General features: G+C 72.2%; 13 protein-coding genes. 5 read left to right on the top strand and 8 right to left on the bottom strand.

Annotated elements, in window-relative coordinates; genetic code table 11:
- Window positions 1-30: 30 nt before the first annotated feature.
- The 3 genes from HLK59_RS05805 to HLK59_RS05795 all read right to left on the bottom strand — a co-directional run bounded on the left by HLK59_RS05805 (window position 31) and on the right by HLK59_RS05795 (window position 2,334).
- Window positions 31-720, bottom strand: a complete 690-nt coding sequence (locus HLK59_RS05805; protein WP_171140133.1) for a sigma-70 family RNA polymerase sigma factor — start codon at window positions 718-720, stop codon at window positions 31-33.
- Between the two features lie 273 nt (window positions 721-993).
- Window positions 994-1,947 (bottom strand): hypothetical protein, encoded by a 954-nt coding sequence (locus HLK59_RS05800; protein ID WP_171140132.1) that lies wholly within the window; start codon window positions 1,945-1,947, stop codon window positions 994-996.
- 3 nt (window positions 1,948-1,950) lie between these two features.
- Window positions 1,951-2,334 (bottom strand): hypothetical protein, encoded by a 384-nt coding sequence (locus tag HLK59_RS05795; protein ID WP_171140131.1) that lies wholly within the window; start codon window positions 2,332-2,334, stop codon window positions 1,951-1,953.
- A gap of 110 nt (window positions 2,335-2,444) precedes the next feature.
- Between HLK59_RS05795 and HLK59_RS05790 the strand changes: the two genes are divergently transcribed.
- A complete protein-coding gene (locus tag HLK59_RS05790) occupies window positions 2,445-5,393 on the top strand; it encodes a CHAT domain-containing protein (RefSeq protein ID WP_171140130.1) in 2,949 nt (982 codons plus the stop codon).
- A gap of 25 nt (window positions 5,394-5,418) precedes the next feature.
- On the top strand, window positions 5,419-6,924 hold the full coding sequence (locus tag HLK59_RS05785; protein WP_171140129.1) for a tetratricopeptide repeat protein: 1,506 nt from the start codon (window positions 5,419-5,421) through the stop codon (window positions 6,922-6,924).
- A gap of 64 nt (window positions 6,925-6,988) precedes the next feature.
- Here HLK59_RS05785 and HLK59_RS05780 read toward each other — a convergent pair whose 3' ends face one another.
- From HLK59_RS05780 to HLK59_RS05765, 4 genes are all read right to left on the bottom strand, one after another.
- Window positions 6,989-7,915 (bottom strand): hypothetical protein, encoded by a 927-nt coding sequence (locus HLK59_RS05780; protein WP_171140128.1) that lies wholly within the window; start codon window positions 7,913-7,915, stop codon window positions 6,989-6,991.
- Between the two features lie 222 nt (window positions 7,916-8,137).
- Window positions 8,138-9,364 (bottom strand): glycoside hydrolase family 88 protein, encoded by a 1,227-nt coding sequence (locus tag HLK59_RS05775; protein ID WP_171140127.1) that lies wholly within the window; start codon window positions 9,362-9,364, stop codon window positions 8,138-8,140.
- A gap of 182 nt (window positions 9,365-9,546) precedes the next feature.
- The gene (locus tag HLK59_RS05770) at window positions 9,547-11,448 is read right to left on the bottom strand and encodes a glycoside hydrolase family 97 protein (RefSeq protein ID WP_171140126.1); all 1,902 of its coding nucleotides are present in this window, start codon (window positions 11,446-11,448) and stop codon (window positions 9,547-9,549) included.
- A gap of 52 nt (window positions 11,449-11,500) precedes the next feature.
- Window positions 11,501-13,825, bottom strand: a complete 2,325-nt coding sequence (locus HLK59_RS05765; RefSeq protein ID WP_171140125.1) for a Tat pathway signal sequence domain protein — start codon at window positions 13,823-13,825, stop codon at window positions 11,501-11,503.
- A gap of 268 nt (window positions 13,826-14,093) precedes the next feature.
- Between HLK59_RS05765 and HLK59_RS05760 the strand changes: the two genes are divergently transcribed.
- The 3 genes from HLK59_RS05760 to HLK59_RS05750 all read left to right on the top strand — a co-directional run bounded on the left by HLK59_RS05760 (window position 14,094) and on the right by HLK59_RS05750 (window position 16,203).
- A complete protein-coding gene (locus HLK59_RS05760; RefSeq protein ID WP_240982230.1) occupies window positions 14,094-14,612 on the top strand; it encodes a GIY-YIG nuclease family protein in 519 nt (172 codons plus the stop codon).
- A gap of 69 nt (window positions 14,613-14,681) precedes the next feature.
- On the top strand, window positions 14,682-15,284 hold the full coding sequence (locus tag HLK59_RS05755) for an isochorismatase family protein (RefSeq protein ID WP_171140124.1): 603 nt from the start codon (window positions 14,682-14,684) through the stop codon (window positions 15,282-15,284).
- A gap of 10 nt (window positions 15,285-15,294) precedes the next feature.
- A complete protein-coding gene (locus tag HLK59_RS05750) occupies window positions 15,295-16,203 on the top strand; it encodes a DJ-1/PfpI family protein (protein WP_171140123.1) in 909 nt (302 codons plus the stop codon).
- A gap of 40 nt (window positions 16,204-16,243) precedes the next feature.
- On the opposite strand, the gene HLK59_RS05745 is transcribed toward HLK59_RS05750, so the two are convergent.
- Entirely contained in the window at window positions 16,244-17,449 is a 1,206-nt protein-coding gene (locus HLK59_RS05745; RefSeq protein ID WP_171140122.1) for an erythromycin esterase family protein, read from the bottom strand.
- Window positions 17,450-17,492: the final 43 nt, after the last annotated feature.

Raw genomic sequence — 17,492 nt, 5'->3', positions numbered from 1 at the left:
CACCTGTCGTCCACGGAGTGAACCGCCGTGTCAGCGGCGTGTGGGGAGCCGACCGGCGTCCGTGGCGAGAATCCCCTCCAGAAGCCCGAGTTCACCGGAGCGGGCCGCCGCGAGGAACGCCTGGACGAGCCTGCGGTGCGCGACCGGGTCCACCGGCTGCCGCCTGCGGTCGGCGGCCAGGCGATGCTGGGCGCGTGACACCTGCTGCCTGGCGTTGGCGACGCTGAGGCCCAGCAGTCCGGAGATCTGGGCGTACGGGTGACCGAACCCCTCGCGCAGGATGTAGGCGGCACGCTGCGTGGGCGTGAGGGTCTCCATCAGCAGCAGGACCGCCCGCTCCACGGCGTCGTGCTGCTCGGCCACCGCTTCCGGGCTCGCGTGGCCGTCGGCCAGGTCCGGGAGCCAGGGGCTGCCGCACGACTCGCGGCGCCTCCAAGCGGACTGCACCACGTTGATGGCCAGCCGCACGGTCGTGGTCCTGAGCAGCGCCCACGGGCTCCCGACCACGGCACGGTCCGTCCCCAGCCAGCGCAGCCAGGTCTCCTGGATGACGTCTTCGGCGTCGCTCGGGTCACCGAGGATCTGCCGGGCGATCCTGAGCAGCCCGGGCCTGGCCTCGATGAAGACCGACATCGCCCCGTCCAGTTCCCCCGTCGCCGGGCGGACCGCTGTACCCACCGCTTCCCGACCGCGTTCGGCCCCGACCAGATGTGTGTACACGACCGGCTCCTCCGCGTCGAGGGTCGGCAGTCCGAAGGGCTGCCCACACCCAACGTCGCTCCCCGGGACACCCCCTCGCGCCCTTGGAAGTCCGTAGGCGACTCCGTGGTGCCTCTGGTGGGCCCCGGGCCCGGTCACCGCGCGGCGCCTCGATGGCAGTGACATGGCGCAGGTCAGCGGCACGGACAGGGCGAGCGGCTCGGCACCGTGCGTCGAACAGGACCGATGGACGGGCAGGGCCCGCTCATGTGACAGACGGTGACGGGCGGGAGCTCACGTCTTCTTGCGGAGCAGGCGGGTGATCTCCCGGCCGGCGTCGTGCGTCAGCCGTGTGCTGGTCCCGTTGCTGACGCCGAGCGCGGTGGCGAGCCTGCGTGCGTGGAGGTCGACCGCCGATTCGACGAGTTCGGCGAACGTGTGCGCCGCTTCCCGGCCGCCGCGCCAGGCGCTCGCCCAGGTCACCGCCGCGACCAGCGCCGCGGGCCACCACCATGGGGCCACGGCGAGGTACAGCAGAGCCCAGCCGGCGCGACGCGCGGCGGAGCTGAAGGCGTCCCGGGCCGTCGTCAGGTCCGTGCGGGGTGTCTGGGGCAGCAGCAGCCACAGGCGCGGCCACGCGGAGGACAGATCGATCCGGTAGGCGTCGAACACCCGGTGGTCGACGGCTGTGAGCCGGTCCCCCATCCACGTGGGGCGCCGGGGCGGGGCGAGGGCGATGCGGTTACGGGCCTCGTTCAGGGCGACCGTGTCCGTGTCCGCGGGCGGGGTCCGGTCGGGGTCGAGTCCGTCGAATCCACCGAGTCCGTCGGGGACGTCCGCTGCTGCGGCGCGACTGCGTACAGCGCGGTGATAGCGGTCCTGGGCCTCGGTCCAGCGGCGCGAGCGCCGACGCGTGAGCGGACCCGCGGCGCGGTCCAGGGGTGCGGGCCACTCCCCCAGCCACAGCCGTTCGACGCCCCCGCCGAGGAACGAGGCCAGCATGCCGGCGCCCGCCGCGGCGGCCAGGACGAAGGCGGCGGCGACCACGATCGTTCCGTTGGAGTGCGCGGCGGGGCTGGTGGCCATGTCGTCCAGACGGTCCGTCAGGAGGCCGACGTCGAAGGCGTCCCGGTGTCCCAGGACGGAACCGGCGGCTGCCACGGACACGTAGAGCAGACCGGGCAGGACGAGCACCGACGCCCAGGTGTCCGCCAGCTTCCCGCCCAGGGTGGTGAGAAAGGCCTCCACGGGTCAGAACCTCCGTAGCCGCAACGGCAGTCCGGCAATACCGCACGCGGGCGCATCGGTGCCGTCGGGGATGCCGAAGGCGTGGACCAGGCGGGTGCAGCGGTGGTGCTCCTGGCGTGGGCAGAGGTAGAACTCCTCCAGCGGGTGGCCCCCTTGTGCGTCCGCGAGCGTAGGCATGGGCGCTCGCAGGGCGCCTGGGACACCGCACCGACGCAGCAGCTCGGCGGTCCGGCTCAGCAGCGTCGGCACGTCGGCGGCGGGTTCCCCCAACTCGCCCAGGATTCCCTCCAGTTCCTCACGGACGCCTTTGCGGTCCGCCAAGGCACGCATGTCGTCGGCGTGGTCGCAGATCCAGGCGATCTGCTGGGCCTGCCGCTCGCTGATCACCGTTGAGTCCCCCGCATCCACCCGGCCCGTCCTCGATCGACAGCGCTTTCGTTCCCCCGCGTGTGGCCGTACCGTACTTGCACGCGCTCGGCCGAGGGGAAGCGGGGGCAATGGCGCTGCAGTTGCGTGACGAACTCACCCGGGCGCTGCTGGCGCGGTTGAGCCTGTTCGCCGCCACGATGGACCGGGACGCGGTGCTTGCGCCCGAAGCGACCCGTCAGGCACGGGAGTTGATGTCCTGTGTCGCCGACCCCGCCCGCGATCCTCAGGCGGTCGGGGCCGTGGCCGGGCTGTACCGGGCCCGCTCCATGCTGCTCACCGGTGAGGCGGCCGCCGAGGCGCTCGCCGTCGCGGACGCCCTCCAGGGTCTGGCGGGTCCGGGGGACGACGAGGAGGCCCTGGACGACGGTCCGGACGAGCCCGCCGGGGACATCGTGGCTCGGCTGGCCGAACTGGACCGCCGCGGGGCCCTGTTGGAGCAGGCGGCCGTGGATTCGCACGGTGACGTGGAGTTGCTGGCGCAGGCGGAGGAGGCGACCCGTGCGACGGTGAGCGCGACCCCCCGGGCCCTGCTGCCGCAGCGCGCCTCGGCCCTGCGGCGGCTGGGCAGCATCCTGCGCCTGCGTTACGAGGCCCATGGCGACCCGGCGCGGCTCGACGAGGCGATCCAGGTGCTTCGTGAGGCCGAAGTGTCCCACGGCAGCGGGCATCCCGAGCGCGGCGCGCTCGCCACGACCCTCGGTGTGGCGCTGCGGCTGCGGTACGAGCGGACCAACGCGCTGGGCGACCTGGAGGAGTCGGTGCGGTTCGGCCGAGTGGCCCTGGCGGCGGCCGACGACGATCGTCGAGCGGCCCTGTCCGGTCCCGACGGGACCGAGGAGGACCCCAATTGGGCCGGTTGCCTGCACAATCTCGGTATCGCGCTGCGCCTGCGCCACGAGCGGCTGGGCGAGCCGGGAGACCTCCAGGAGGCTCAGCGGCTGGGGCGGGAGGCGGCCGCGGCTTCCGTGCCCGGCCATCCCGGGTTCGGCATGATCCGCCTCGGCCTCGGCAACGCCACGACCGGGGAGGAGCGGATCGCGGCCTATGAACAGGCGCTGGCCGGGTTGCCGTCCGGGGACCCCGCGCGGCCCCGCCTGCTCGGCAGCCTCGCCGACGCCCTGACGCAGATCTGTGTCCGGGGCGGCTCCCCGGCGGTCGCCGCCCGCGCGGGGGCACTGCTCGACGAGGCCCTCGCCGCAGTGCCGGACGCTCACTCCGACCAGGCCCAACTGCTGTATCTGCGCGGCAGGTTGCTGGTCGCGGGCCTCTTACGGACCGGTACGACGCTCGGCGGTGTGCCCACCCGGGGGCTCGACGACGCCCTTCGGTGCCACCGCGCCGCGGCCACCCACCCGGCGGCGACGCCTCGCGTCCGGCTGTGGGCCCTGACGCACTGGGCCAACCTGGCCATGGTCGCCGACGACGTACGCCAGGCCGCACAGGCCTACGAGGACGCCGTGGCGCTTCTGCCCGTCCTCACCCCGCGGAACCTCACCGACACCGACGCCGAGCACACCCTGACCGCGCTCTCCGGGCTGGCCTGCGACGCCGCGGCCTGCCATGTGGCCGCCGGTGACCCGGAACGTGCGCTGGCCCTGCTGGAGTTGGGCCGTGGCGTGTTGCTGGGGCGCGGACTCCAGGGCCGTGACGACATGTCCGAACTGGCCCGGCAGGACCCGCACACGGCCGAACGGCTGCTCACGCTGCGCGCCGCGCTCGACACCCCTGCTCCCGCCGACGCGGACCGCGTGACGGACGGCGCCACCGCCGCGGACACCCGGCACGTCCTGGCCGGGGAGTGGCACGACCTGCTCACCGAGATCCGCACCACCCGGCCGGGGTTCCGGTACTTCCTTCAACCTCCCCCGGTGTCGGACCTGTTGGCGCAGGCCGCCGACGGCCCGGTCGTGGTGGTCAACGTGAGCCGCTTCCGCTGCGACGCCCTGCTCCTCACCCGGGACGGGCTGCGCGTGGTGCCGCTGCCGGGGCTGACCCTCGACGGTGTCCGGCAGGACGTCGAGGCGTTCCTCACCGCGCTGCGGGGATTCACGGACCCGGAGCGGGACCTCCTGGCCGATCCCGACCGTCAGGACGTCCTCGACCTGGTCCTGCGCCGGCTCTGGGACACCGTGGCGGGCCCGGTCCTCGACGCGCTCGGACTCGACGGCGTGTCCGCGCGTTCCTCGCCACGACGGCTGTGGTGGGTACCCACGGGACCGCTCACCCTCCTGCCGCTGCACGCGGCGGGCCATCACCGCGAGGCCGGCCGGGCGGTGCCGCGTACGGTCCTGGACCGGGCCGTCTCGTCGTACACCCCGACCGTACGAGCCCTTGCGCACACGCGCGGCCGGGCGGAGCACGCCCGCCGCCGGTCGCGGGAGGGCGACGGTCGCATCCGTCCGCTGCCCCGCCGTGCCGCGCCCGACGGCTTTCTGATCGTCTCCGTCGCCGAGGTACCGGGAGCCGAGAGTCTGGAGCGGGCGGCCGAGGAGGCGTCCCTGCTGGCGCGCACCCTGGCCGGCGCGCGGGTCCTGGACGGCGCGGACGCCACCCGCGGCCGGGTGCTGGAGGAACTGGGGCACCATGGCTGGCTGCACTTCTGCGGGCACGGCGTGACGGAACCGGACAGCCCGTCCCGCAGCCGTCTGGTGGTCCACGATCCGGCCGACCGGCATCTGACGGTGGCCGACATCTCCCGGCTCGACCTGCCCGGCGCGGAGCTGGCCTATCTGTCCGCGTGCGGCACCGCGGGCACCGGAGCCGCCCTCGCCGACGAGGCGCTCCATCTGGCCAGCGCGCTCCAACTCGCGGGATACCGCCATGTCGTGGGCACGTTGTGGGAGACCGACGACGCGGTCGCCCTGGAGCTGGCCGAGAGGACGTACTCGGCTCTGGGGGCGCCCCGGCCGGTGGCGGAACGCTCGGCGCAGGCCCTCCACACCGCCGTACGCGCCGTACGCGACCTGTACCGGGACAGCCCGTGGTTCTGGGCCGCCCATGTCCATGTAGGCATGTGAACGCAGATACGGGGAGGGGCAGCGGATGAGGATGTGGAAGAGGAACGGCGGGGCCAGATCGCTGGACCGGGCGGTCCGGATGGCCTACGAGCACGACCACGCGATCTCCGAGGAGCTCGCCCGCGAGGGCGCGGAGGCGGGCAGCCCGCGGGCCATGGCCGTCTACGGCTTCGGCCTGGGTCACCTGGGCCGGACCGACGAGGCGGTGCACTGGCTGGAGAAGGCGGCGGATGCCGGGGATCCGCTGGCGCCGGCCGCTCTGGCCACGCTCCACTGGGACCGCCAGGACGCTGTCCAGGCCGTCCGCTGGCTGCGTACGACCGAGACCACCCAGGGTCCGATGGACGCCAGGATCTCGCTGTTACAGGTGTGGGCCCGCAGCACCGTCCCGTTCGACCGGCCGCCCCGCCCGGCCGGAACTCCCACCACCGACGCCGCGAAGGGCGATGCCGCGGAGCGCGGCGGCGGCCTCTCCCCCGCCGAGTGGGAGGAGGTCCGGCAGAACCTGGGCGAGCACCGGAACGGCGATCCACGGATGCTGTGCGTCGTCGCGCCCGTCGCCATCGAGGCCGAGGCCTGGTTCACCGCCGCGGCCGAGACCGCGAAAGCCGGTCTCGGAGACACGCAGGACGGGTTGAGGCTGTCTCCCGAGAACTGGCCCGTGCTCAAGGAGGTCCTCAGCCCGGACGACGACATGGCACCGGAGCACCAGCTGGCGGTGGGGGCCCTCGCCGCGCAGGCCGGGGACCTGGCCGGGGCGGAGGAGTGGTTCGCCGCCGCCGCCCGGAGCGGGGATCCCACAGCGCTGCTGTACCGGGCTGAGGTCCACCGCGACCGCCACGACATGCAGCGGGCGGAACCGCACTTCAAGGCCGCCTCGGACGCGGGGAGCGCGGAGGCGCAGTACGCGCTGGGCCACTGGTACGCGAGCCGCGGCGACCATCGAGGCGCCGAGCGCTACTACCGGCTGGCCGCCGAGGCCGGGTACACCGACGCCTGGCTGAACCTGGGCGTGAGCCTGCGGCAGCTCGGCAGGCTCGACGAGGCCGAGCGATGCTGTCGCCGGGCCATCGAACTGGGCGAGGTCGGCGACGGCTGGAACAACCTCGGCAACGTGATGCGGCAGCGGGAACGGATGGTCGAGGCCGAGGAGTGCTGGCGCAAGGCCGCCGCGGCCGGCAGCGGCCCGGCCATGACGAGCGTGGGCGTCTGCCACTACGGGCGGGGGGAGGTCCAGCAGGCGGAGCAGTGGTTCCGCAGGTCCGCGGAGACGGGCGACCCCACGGGCATGCTCAACCTGGCGACCCTGCTCAAACAGACCGGCCGTGTGGCGGAGGCCGAGGGCTGGCTGCGGCGGACGGCCGGGGCGGCGTCCTCCCCGTCCGCGGGCGTCACGGCCACGAGTACCGCGCCGTCGGAGACGCCTGCCTCCGACCGCGACGCCGTCGCCCGCTGGCTGTCACGGAGCGATGCCGATGGCGACCCGGCCGTACAGGAAGCCCTGCGGCGGCTGCGGCGCGAGGAGGGATGACGCGACGGGTTCCGCCGCTCCCTGGCACACCCGCCCCGCGAGGTCCGGCACGACGGACGCGACGTCACACGGTTCGTCGGGCCCCGTAGTAGCCGTGACTCATCCGGAACCTCATGGCGTCGGTGCCGGCTTCCTGGATGTGCTCGATCAGCATCGACCGCAGCGGTTTGGGCAGGCCTCTCCCGTGGGCCCCGGTCCACTGGGTCGAGCCGAAGAGTTCGGCCGCCCCGTCGAGCCGCACCGGGCTGGACGGCCGCGTGGCCGCCGCGGCGAGGACGAACGCGGGATCCTCGCCCAGGAGCTGCTCCTGCACCGCCATGTCGTACCACTGGAGGCCGCCGGTGGACTCCCTGGAGGGAATGCCGGCCCAGGCCAGGAGGACGCGGATCCGCTCGATCGCGTCGGGGTAGCGCTGCCGGCTGAGCGTGGCGAGCCGTTCCTTGGCCTCTTTCAGTTGCCGCGACCAGGCCATGTGGTCCCGCCCCGGCGGGTGTGCGACGTCCACGGCGGCGTCGGACAGCCCGGCGGGCGCGGCCCGGACCCAGCGCGTTCGGCGCCGGTCGGCTTCGGCCTCCTGTGCGGCCAGTTCCGACTGGACCTCCCGCGAGTGGGTCAGGCCTCGCTCCGCGAGCCATTCGGTGAGCGCAGGTCCGTCCCGCAGGTCGGCGTCGCAGTCGCCGAGCCCGCGTAGACCGGACTGGTGGTGCAGCACCCAACGGGCGATCCGCTCACCGTGCACGTCGTACACCAAGATCGTCGGCCAGCCCGTGCACCGGCACCGGTCGCCCGTGCCGCCGTCCACGATGGCCAGCAGCCGGGCCAGGTCGGCGATCTCGGTGCCGCTGACCACGGTCCGTGCGAGGTCGGCGCGGTCGACCGCGTCAGGTGGTCCCTCGACGATCACGACGTGCCCGGCACGGTTCAGCACAGCCCTCAGCCGAGCTGTCGTCGGGGCGCCCTCGGCCATGCCCGCTGTTCCCTCGTCGATCACGCCCGGGAGGATACCGGCAGTGCGCTGTCGACGATCGCGCTTGCCGGACGGGGCTCACGGACCGTTGCTCACCGGTGCCAGAGCCGCCAGTCCTCCGACGAGCAGCATGAGCACGAACAGCCACGCGCGCAGGCGCTTGTTCGGTTTCGGCATCACTCCGACCCCCTTCTGTCAGACGTCGGCGAAGGTCTCCCCCGTGCTCCCGCCAACCTAGCGCCGCGCTCAGAGCGTGGACAGGTCGATGGCCCGGTCGACGTCCTGCGGCTGGAGCACGCGCAGGATGCCCTCCAGGAGGTAGTAGTCGGCGTAGGGAAGGGAGATCTCGATGCCGTCCTCGGCGGGCCTGTTGCGGGTGCAGCGGGCCACGGTCGCGTCGGCGCGTGCCGACTTCGTCGTCAGGCAGGTCCGCGAGAGGGCGGTGAGCAGGCGGAGCGCCGCGTCGCGGTAGGACGGTGTTCCGGTGGTCGTGGACAGGTCGAGGAGGCCGCAGGCCATGATCGCGCCGGCCGAGGCGTCCTTGATGTCGTGGGGTTGCTGGGGTGCCCGGTAGTCCCAGACAGGGATGTGGTCCGGGGTCAGCGCGGCCAGCGCGAAGTCGGCGAGTGCGCGGGCGGTGGAGAGGAAGTCGGGGTCTGCGGTCCGGCGGTACATCGTGGTGAATCCGTAGATGCCCCAGGCCTGTCCGCGTGACCAGCAGGACGTGGGGCTGTATCCCTGCACGGTGTCCGGGCCGATCGGGGTGCCGGTGTCGGGGTCGAAGTCGTAGACGTGCGGGGTCGATCCGTCCGCGCGCGGGAAGAACCGTCGCGTGGTCCTCGCGTGGTCCACGGCCGTGTCCAGGTACTTCCGGTCGCCGGTCTGCCGGCTCGCGAACGCCAGCAGGTCCAGGTTCATCATCGTGTCGATGATGACCCGGCCCGCGTTCCTCTGATCGGTCAGCGCGCCCCAGGCGCGGATGAAACGGCCGCGCGGGTTGTACCGCTGGATCAGTGAATCCGCCGCCTGCAAGGCGCCGTTGCGCCAGGTGTCGTCGCCGGTCAGCCGCCAGGCGGTGACCCAGGACGGGTAGAAGAGGAAACCGAGGTCGTGGGTGCCGGTGTCGTACTGGCGAGGAGCCAGCTTCCGGGCGGACGCCAGTGCCCAGGCGCGGAAGTCGTCGTCCTTGCTGTAGAGCCATGCCATCCACAGGGTTCCGGGCCAGAAGCCGCCCACCCAGTCGCCGTTCTGGGAGTAGACCCACTTCTCGAATCTGGTTCCGACCGGGAACGCGGTCACGTTCGGTGCGACGGTGCGGAGTCTCTCGACCGCGTGGTCGGCCGCCGAGCGCAGTGCGCGCAGGGTCGGTGCCGGTAACCGGCTGTCGGCCGCGGTCGCCGGTGGTGTCGAGGTGGCGAACGACGCTGCGGCTCCGGCCGCTGTCGTCAGCACGCTGCGTCGGGAAACGCTCATGTCTGTCCTTCCGGACGGGAGTTGGGGGTGCCAAGCGGGTCGGGCGAAGTCCGCTCCGGTTCGGCCGCGCCCCGAAGGGGCGCGGGGCGGTATCGATGTGCGGCTACCGCCGCGCGGGCGCGACCAGCCACGACGGCGCCACAGCCGAACGACGGCACATCACCGCTCATCCAGCGGAGCGCTCAGCGGTGGCAGGTGGAGATTCCCGGACGCCATCGGCAGGCGATGCCGGCGAAGCCGCCGTTGTCGGTGACGTCGATGGCGAGCGTGTCGCCGCCGCGCAGGATCTGGCGGTCCTCGACGAGTCCGCCGGCGCCGTCGCGGACCGTCTCGACCAGCCATCGTCCGGCGCCGATCGTGAGCGGCACCTCGGCGGTGCGGGCGGCACCGGCGTACACCCCGCCCAGGAACCAGCGGTCTCCGTCACGGCGGGCGAGAACGGCCTCCTGGCCGGGGTGGCCGGCGAGCAGCCGGGTGTCGTCCCAGGCGGCGGGGAGCTGGTCGTAGAAGGCGCGGGCGAGGGGCCGGTCGTCGTACGACTGCGGTGTGCCGGCGTACATCTGGAGGCCCGACTCGTAGACGACGGCGAGTCCGGTCTCGGCCGCGTCGGAGTTGGGGCGCAGGCCGACGCGCTGGAAGGCGCCGGGGGTGAAGTCCATGGAGCCGATGACGTTGCGGGTGAAGGGCAGGGTGGTGAGGTGGGCGGCGGTGTTGGTGCGCTTCTCCTCGTCTGCGACGCCCTCCAGGGTCATGACCTGGGGCCAGGTGCGTTGCATGCCCTTGGGGACGGTGGAGCCGTGGAAGTCGACCATGAGGTGGTGGGCGGCCGTCTCCCTGAGGATGGCGTCGTACCACTGGAGCATGGACTGGGCCTCGGAGTTCATGAAGTCGATCTTGACTCCCTTGACGCCCCAGCGTTCGAGTGTGGGCAGCCACTGGGCGCGTTCCTCGGGGGTGTCGAGGTCGCGTTGGTGGATCCAGACGATGATGCCGACGCCCTTGGCCCGCGCGTACTCGACGAGTTCGGGGAGCCAGCTGTCGGTCTGCCAGTTCGGGTCGGTGGTGTCCCACTCGTCGGACTTGAAGTACCAGCCCGCGTCCACCGCCTCGTAGGGCCAGCCGCGTTCGGCGGCGTAGTCGACGTAGGCCTTCTGCGCGGTGAGGCTCTGGCCGGCGGTGCGGCCGCCGGCGAGCCAGGTCCACAGGACGGTGCCGGGTCGAATCCAGCTGGTGTCGGTGACCTTGGAAGCCGGCGCCAGGTCGTCGGTGAAGGTGGAGCGGGTGACGGTGGCGAGGTCGCCGGTGACCATGGCGCGCCAGGGGGTGGCGAGGGCGCCGGTGGTCTGTACGCGGTCGTCGGCGAGCTTGATCCGGTAGGTTCCGGTGCCTCGGTCGTGGGCGAGGCGGGCGCCCGAGTAGGTGCCGGTGAGGTCGGACTCGGCGAGGAGGGTGTAGCCGCCGTCCGTGGCGAACAGGGCCTGGGGCGAGTAGTCGGCGGTGGGGGCCGTCGCCGCGGTGTACTGGGCGAACTGGCCTTCGTTGTCGACCCGGTAGGTGCTGAGCCACGCGGTCGCGTCCGGCGGAAGGCGGAACGCGGAGGTCTCGGTGAGGACGTCACCGAGGCCGGCGGGCAGGACGTACCGGTAGGCGACGCCGTCGGCGGAGGCGCGGACGACGAGGTCGAGCCGGGCACCCGAGGCCGTGGCGAACGACAGTCGCGTTTCGTTCATGAGGGCCCGGCGGTCCAGTCGCTTCCCGGACCTGGTCCGGTACCGCTCGTCCACGAGGCGGTCCTTGCGGTGCAGGAAGCGCAGGTCCTGGGAGAGGTCGGCCTGTTCGGTGACGATACCGACGGGCGACGGCTCGACGACCGTACGGCCGTCGCGGGTCACGGAGAGGCTGACCGTGCCGTTCGAGTCGTCCAGGGATATCCGCGCGTGAGGTGCGTGTGTCTCGGCCCGCCCGGGGCCGGACACGGTCCAGGTGTGCTCGCTCTGTCCGGCCCGCGCGGGGACCGTCGTGAGAAGGGTGGCCACCAGCCCGGCGCACAGTGCGGCAGCCGCGGTCCTGATCGGAACCGCCATGGGAATCCTCCCTGTTGACGAGGTGAGATCGGGTGAACGCCGTGTCGACCGGCTACGGCAGGCCCCAAGCCGGGCCCGGTTCGCTGATGGCGACGGGCGCGATGACCAGGTCGGGGCGGCGGCCGGGGTGGACGAGCACCTCGCGGCCCTCGGGCAGGTCGATGGCGAGGGTGCCGTCGCCCAGGTCCTCGGTGTGCGCCGGGGTGCCGTCGTCGAGGAGCACGGTGAGGGTTCCGCCGATGCCGTGGCGGAGCTTGAGCGGCTCGCCCGCCAGGCTCTTGACCCGGATGAACCGAGTGGTCCCGGCCTTGCGGACCGCGCTGACCAGAAAGGCGCCTTGGGTGCGGAAGTCGTGCAGGGTGAGGTCCGCCCAGGCGGACGGGACGGCCGGGAAGACGCGGATGACGCCGCCCCAGCTCTGGCAGAACATGTCGTGCAGGGACTGCGAGGCGGACAGCGGTGTCTCGATCACCGGACCGGCCTCGGTGTAGTGGGTGTTGGGCCGGCAGGGGAAGCGGGTGCCGGTGTCGAAGAACTTCCGCAGGTAGCCGAGCGCGGTGTCGCCGTCGCCGGTCATCGCGTAGATCGACGCGGCACCGGTGTAGCTGTAGCCGCGGTGGGCTCCGGCCAGCGCGTGCCAGTGGACCACGGACCGTGTGATGAGGTCCCGGTGTTCGGGCTGGTCCCAGTTGACGAGGTACAGCGGGTACACCATCAGCAGGTGCGAGTAGTGGCGGTGGGACTGGGCGTACGGGGTGTCGGCGCCGATCATGAAGCCGTTGCCGTCGACCGGGTACGGCGTGAGCCGGGCCAGCGTCTCGTGCCAGCGCGGGGCCGACTCGTCGTCGATGCCGAGCAGTTCGGCGGAGTCGATGAGTGTCCGGCAGCCCCAGCGGACCAGCGCCAGGTCGTAGTTGGTGTCCTGTGGCGGCACCACCGGGTATTCGGGCGAGAGCGTGCTCGGCAGGTGGAGTCTGCCGTCGCTGCCCGGGGTGAGGAAGTGCAGGTAGTAGTTGATGGCCCGGCGCAGTACCGGGTAGATCGTGTCGCGCAGCAGCGACGTGTCCATGGTGTGCCGGTACGACAGCCAGACGTTGTGCAGCGCCCAGGTCAGATCGCCGGTCTCGGCGCCGGTGCCGGGCCTGCCCACGGTGCGGTTGGCGAACATGTCGGAGCTGCGGCCGACGCCGGAGCTGTCGGAGCGGTAGGCGGCGGGCACGTTGGCGATCAGCTGTTCCTGGTTCTGGCGCAGGGTGGTGGCGAGTGCGTCGAGTTCCAGGTGGTTGGAGCCGTGGATGAGCCAGTACTCCAGCTGGACGTTGAGGTTCCACCAGACCGCGGGCCATGGTGTCGGCTCCAGCCAGGGACCGGAGGTGGCCATGACGGGGCCGCCCGCACGGCTGGCGCAGGCGACCTTGTACAGCTGGATCCAGTGGAAGCTCTGGATCCGCTGATCGGGGAACGAGATGAAGCTCTTCCGGTAGAACGCGTGCCACCACCGGATGTGCCGTCGTCTGAGGACGTCGTACGACGGGGCGCGTCGGAGGTTGCGCAGCGAGTCGGCCTCGGCCGCAGTGGCGGAGGGGAAGCTGTGGCCGACGCTGAGCAGGAGGTCGTCTCCGGTACGACGGTAGGAGGTCGCGGTCTGCCCGCCGCCGGTGAGGGGCTGGAGCGTCTGTTCGGTGCCGTCGGTGGTGGTGCGGAGGGTCCAGGGCGGGTTGGGGGTGTAGCCGGCGGGCGGCGCCTCCTGGATCTTCCGGGGGCTGATGGCTTCCTCGGGGTGGAAGGTCCAGGTGGGGGCTTCGTCGCCGTCGGCCGTCACGCGGACGGCGAGGACCTCGTCGTGGATGAGGGCGGAGAGGGTGAGGGTGCCCGCGGTGGTGGTGAGCGTGCCGGTGAGTTCGGCGTTCCACAGGCTCAGTCGCCAGTCGACGGCGGTGATGGTGCCGACGGGTTCGAGGGTGAGGTGGCCGACGGGGAGGCGGGCGGTGCCCCAGCCGCTGCCGAACTCGGGCCGGTGGTCCTGGACGCGGGCGTGCTGGACGGTGAAGCGGATCTGCTGGGCGCCGGGCTCCTGGTAGACCATGGTGCCGAGCAGGCCGTCACCGAGGAACGGGCCCTCGTACCAGAGGGTGGGCAGCCTGCTCCAGAGCAGGTCCTGACCGCGCAGGAAGTCTTCCCAGGCACGGTCGGTGGTCATGGTGTCGCGGAGTCTCCAGGGGCGGCCTTCGCCGCCGGACCGCCCTGTCGGTGCGAGCCGTTCGGGCGATTCGGCGTGGGCCGTCCCGGGCAGGGCCGCTGCTGCCGCGCCCCCCAGCGCGGTGCCTAATACGGCTCGGCGGGGCATGGGTGAGGTCTTCCCCGACTGCGAGGTCATCGTCGTCCTCCTGATCTGAAGGGATCATCGATACATCGGGTGTATCGGGGAACGTAGGCATGCGTCATGCAACTGTCAAGAACCCTTACAGTGATGGAATCCGGCCATAACTGAAACAGACAGAGGGAGATGGGTCCCGAGGTACGCCCGAGCTGCTCCGATACGAACCTCACTCATCCGATGTATCGGGGGCTCCGGCCGCGGGAGCGTCTCGTTGTCAGACCCGCGTGCCACCGTGGAGACAGGCGAGTGAAGTCGGGGGCACGTCATGGCCGATGTCGACGCGCAGTTCCTGCGCGGCCTGTTCGACGAGGAAGGCAGTCTGCACACCGCGGGGCGCACCGCGCTGTATCGGCTGTACGGCCCCGAGGGCCTGCTCTACGTCGGGATCACGATCTGCCCGCTCACCCGGATACGCACGCATCTGCGCGAACAGCCCTGGAGATCGCTCGTCATCGCCGTGCGGATCGACTATCCCGACGACCCGGAGGCAGCCGAGCGCCAGGCCGTCCGCGCGGAACACCCCCGGCACAACGTCGTCTTCAACGCGCCGACCCCGCCCCCACCCCCGGACCCGGCCGCACGCCTCAGGACCCGGCTCGCCAGGGAGCAGCGCCGGCTCGCGGAACTGGAGGCCACCGTGCCCGAATCCGCCACGCACCTGCGTCTGCTCACCCGCGCCATCACCACGAAGAAGGCGCGCATCGCGAAACTCGCCGGGCGCGTGAGGGAGGAGGAGAGCGCGGCCGTGCCCGTCCCGTCGGAGGACCGAAGGCGTCACCCCTGACCGGATCGGTCCGCTGCCGGACCCGATGCGGCCTGTCCTCGGCGCACCCGCGCGGGCCAGTCTTGGCACATGACCCGAGCACTGATCGTCATCGACGTCCAGGAGTCCTTCCGCGCCCGGCCGCTGTGGGAGACCATTTCCGACCCGAAGATCGCCGACAAGGTGAACCGTCTGGTCCGGCTCGCCCGGCAGGCCGGCGACCAGGTGGTGTGGGTACTGCACTCCGAGCCCGGCACCGGCGGTGTCTTCGACCCGGCCCTGGGCCAGGTGCGGCTGCTGGCGGAGGTCGAGCCGCCGACGGACGACGAACCCCTGATCCACAAGACCTCGCACAACGCCTTCACCACCACCAACCTGCAACTGCTCCTCACCGAGCGCGGCATCCGCGAGCTCACCGTCTGCGGCATCCGCACCGAGCAGTGCGTGGAGACCACCGCCCGCGTCGGGAGCGACCTCGGATACCAGGTCACCTTCGTCGTCGACGCGACCGCCACCAACCCCATCGCGCACCGCGACGCCCCCGAGGACCAGAGCGTCGCCGCACTGCTCGCCGACCCCCGCACCCTGCCCGCCGAGGAGGTCGTCCGCCGTACCGAGTACGCGCTCGCCGGACGCTTCGCCACCATCGCCACGGTCGACGAGCTGGAAGCCGCGGCCGGTCTTCCGGCATGATGACCGAATCGTGAGCCACGTCGTCTTCTTCCTGGTGCCCGGAGTCCATCTGCTGGACCTGGCCGGTCCCGCGCAGGTCTTCTCCACGGCCGCCGACTTCGGGCACCCGTACACCCTCACCTACGTCGCCGAGCGGCCCGAGGTCCCCACCGCCCAGGGACTGCCCGTGGTGACCGGCCTCGACTGGCCCGAACTCGGACCCCAGGACCTGATCGTGGTGCCCGGCTGGCGTGCCGCCACCCTCGCCGCCTCGCCCGCCATCGGCGCCGCCACCCTCCAGGTCCTCCGCGACCACCACGCCGCGGGCGGAACGGTGGCCAGCGTCTGCGCCGGCGCGGAGGCGCTCGGGCGGGCCGGGCTGCTCAAGGGCCGGCGCTGCACCACCCATCACGACGTGCAGGACGAGCTGGCCGCGCGCCACCCCGGCGCGCTCGTCGTCCGCGACGTCCTGTTCACCTCCGACGACCGTGTGATCACCTCGGCCGGCATCGCCAGCGGCATCGACCTGGCCCTGCATCTGGTCGCCGGCCGGCACGGCCCCGCCCTCGCCGCGCAGGTGGCCCGGGACATGGTCGTCTACGCCCGCCGCAACGGGCACGAGCCGCAGTCCAGCGCGATGTTCCGGCACCGCTCGCATCTCGACGACACCGTGCACCACGCCCAGGACCTCATCGACACCCGCTTCGACCGGCCACTGCCCCTGCCCGCCCTGGCCACGGCCGTCGGCGTCAGCGAACGCACCCTCACCCGCCTCTTCACCCGTGCCACCGGCCTCACCCCCCTCCGCTACCAGCAGACCCTCCGTCTCGAACGCGCCCAGCACCTCATCAGCCACGGCGCCACCGTCGACGCGGCAGCCCGCTCGGTCGGCTTCACCGACCCCCGCATGCTGCGGCGCCTTCGCGCGCGCACGGAGTGACATCGAGGCCCGGCAGGGCATCGGGGGCGTGACGCGGGCGCTAGGTCCGGGGAACGTCCTTGATGAAGACGATCCCGTCGGTCACGGCCAGGTGCGCCGGGTCGAGGGAGGCGTAGCCGTAGTAGGGGGACACCCGGGGAGCGGGCCATGCGTCGGCGAGGGTGGCGGCCAGCCGGGCGGGGTCGATGACACAGCGGTCCTCCGGGAGCGCGTACAGGAGTCCTTCGACGGTGTCCGGGGGCGGGGTGTCCACGCCGTGGTGCCGGATCGTGCCGAGGGCCGTAGCCAGGAAGGCGTACTCCTCGCCCAGGCGGGCGCTCACGATCGCACCGGCACTCCACCACTCCAGCAGCGGGTGGTCCCACATGCGCATCGAGCTCTTCTCCCGCTGGAGATGGGCGTTGTGGGCGAAGACCAGCACCGGGGTGCGTTCGGCGAGGGCGAGCAGGTTGTCGGCCATCATCGAATCCCGCAGGCCCAGCAGCCGGGTCATCCGGCCCGGTGAGGTGTCGGCCATCCAGAAGTGGTAGCGCAGCAGGCCGACGGCGGTACGTCCGTACAGGCGCGCGCGGTCCCAGTCGTATCGCGAGGTCGCCTCGATCAGGTGCGGGGTGTGGGCGTCGAGCAGGGCGACGAGGTCGTCGGCGAGCAGTCGCAGCCGACCGGCCTCGGCCGACTGCCCCACGGACCGGGTGGGGTCCATCATCACGGCGGGGTCGGTCCACCGGTCGTCGGTGCCGAGCAGACGGTCGAGTGTCTCCGCGGTGCACGGGAGCTGGTCCGCGTCGACCCCGGCCGACAGACAGCCGTGGAGTGCGGTGAGGGCCTGCCGGGGGCTTTCGGCGCCGGTGATCTCCAGGGGGCCGTCGAATCCGGCGAAGCGCAGCCGTTCGGACACGGGGCGGCCCTCGTTGTGGGCGCGCATCCAGCGCACGAGTTCGCGGTTGGCCGCGGAGGCGCCGAAGCCGTGGCTGAATCCGTGCTCCATGGCCTCGTCGAGGGTGCCCGCGCCCGTGGTGACGTACGCGTCCACGACCAGGCCCTTCAGGCAGTCGCTCTCGATCGTGATCGTCCGGTAGCCCTCCTCTTCGACGAGTTGCCGGAAGAGGTCGTTGCGCAGGTCGAGCAGGACGTCCTCGCCGTGGGTGGGCTCCCCCAGGGCGAGCAGCCGCGGCCGGGCCGGGAGCAGCCCCATGACGGCGGCGGCATCGACGGCGTGAACGGCGCCTTTGAAGTCAGTAGCCATGCCTTAAACGCTATCGTTGAACTTTCGGTTGAGACTTTCTCGC

It is taken from the genome of Streptomyces sp. S3(2020), assembly GCF_013044505.1.
Lineage (GTDB): Bacteria > Actinomycetota > Actinomycetes > Streptomycetales > Streptomycetaceae > Streptomyces.
Note: the sequence above shows the minus strand (reverse complement) of the source record. Positions and strands in the feature narration are given on the sequence as shown.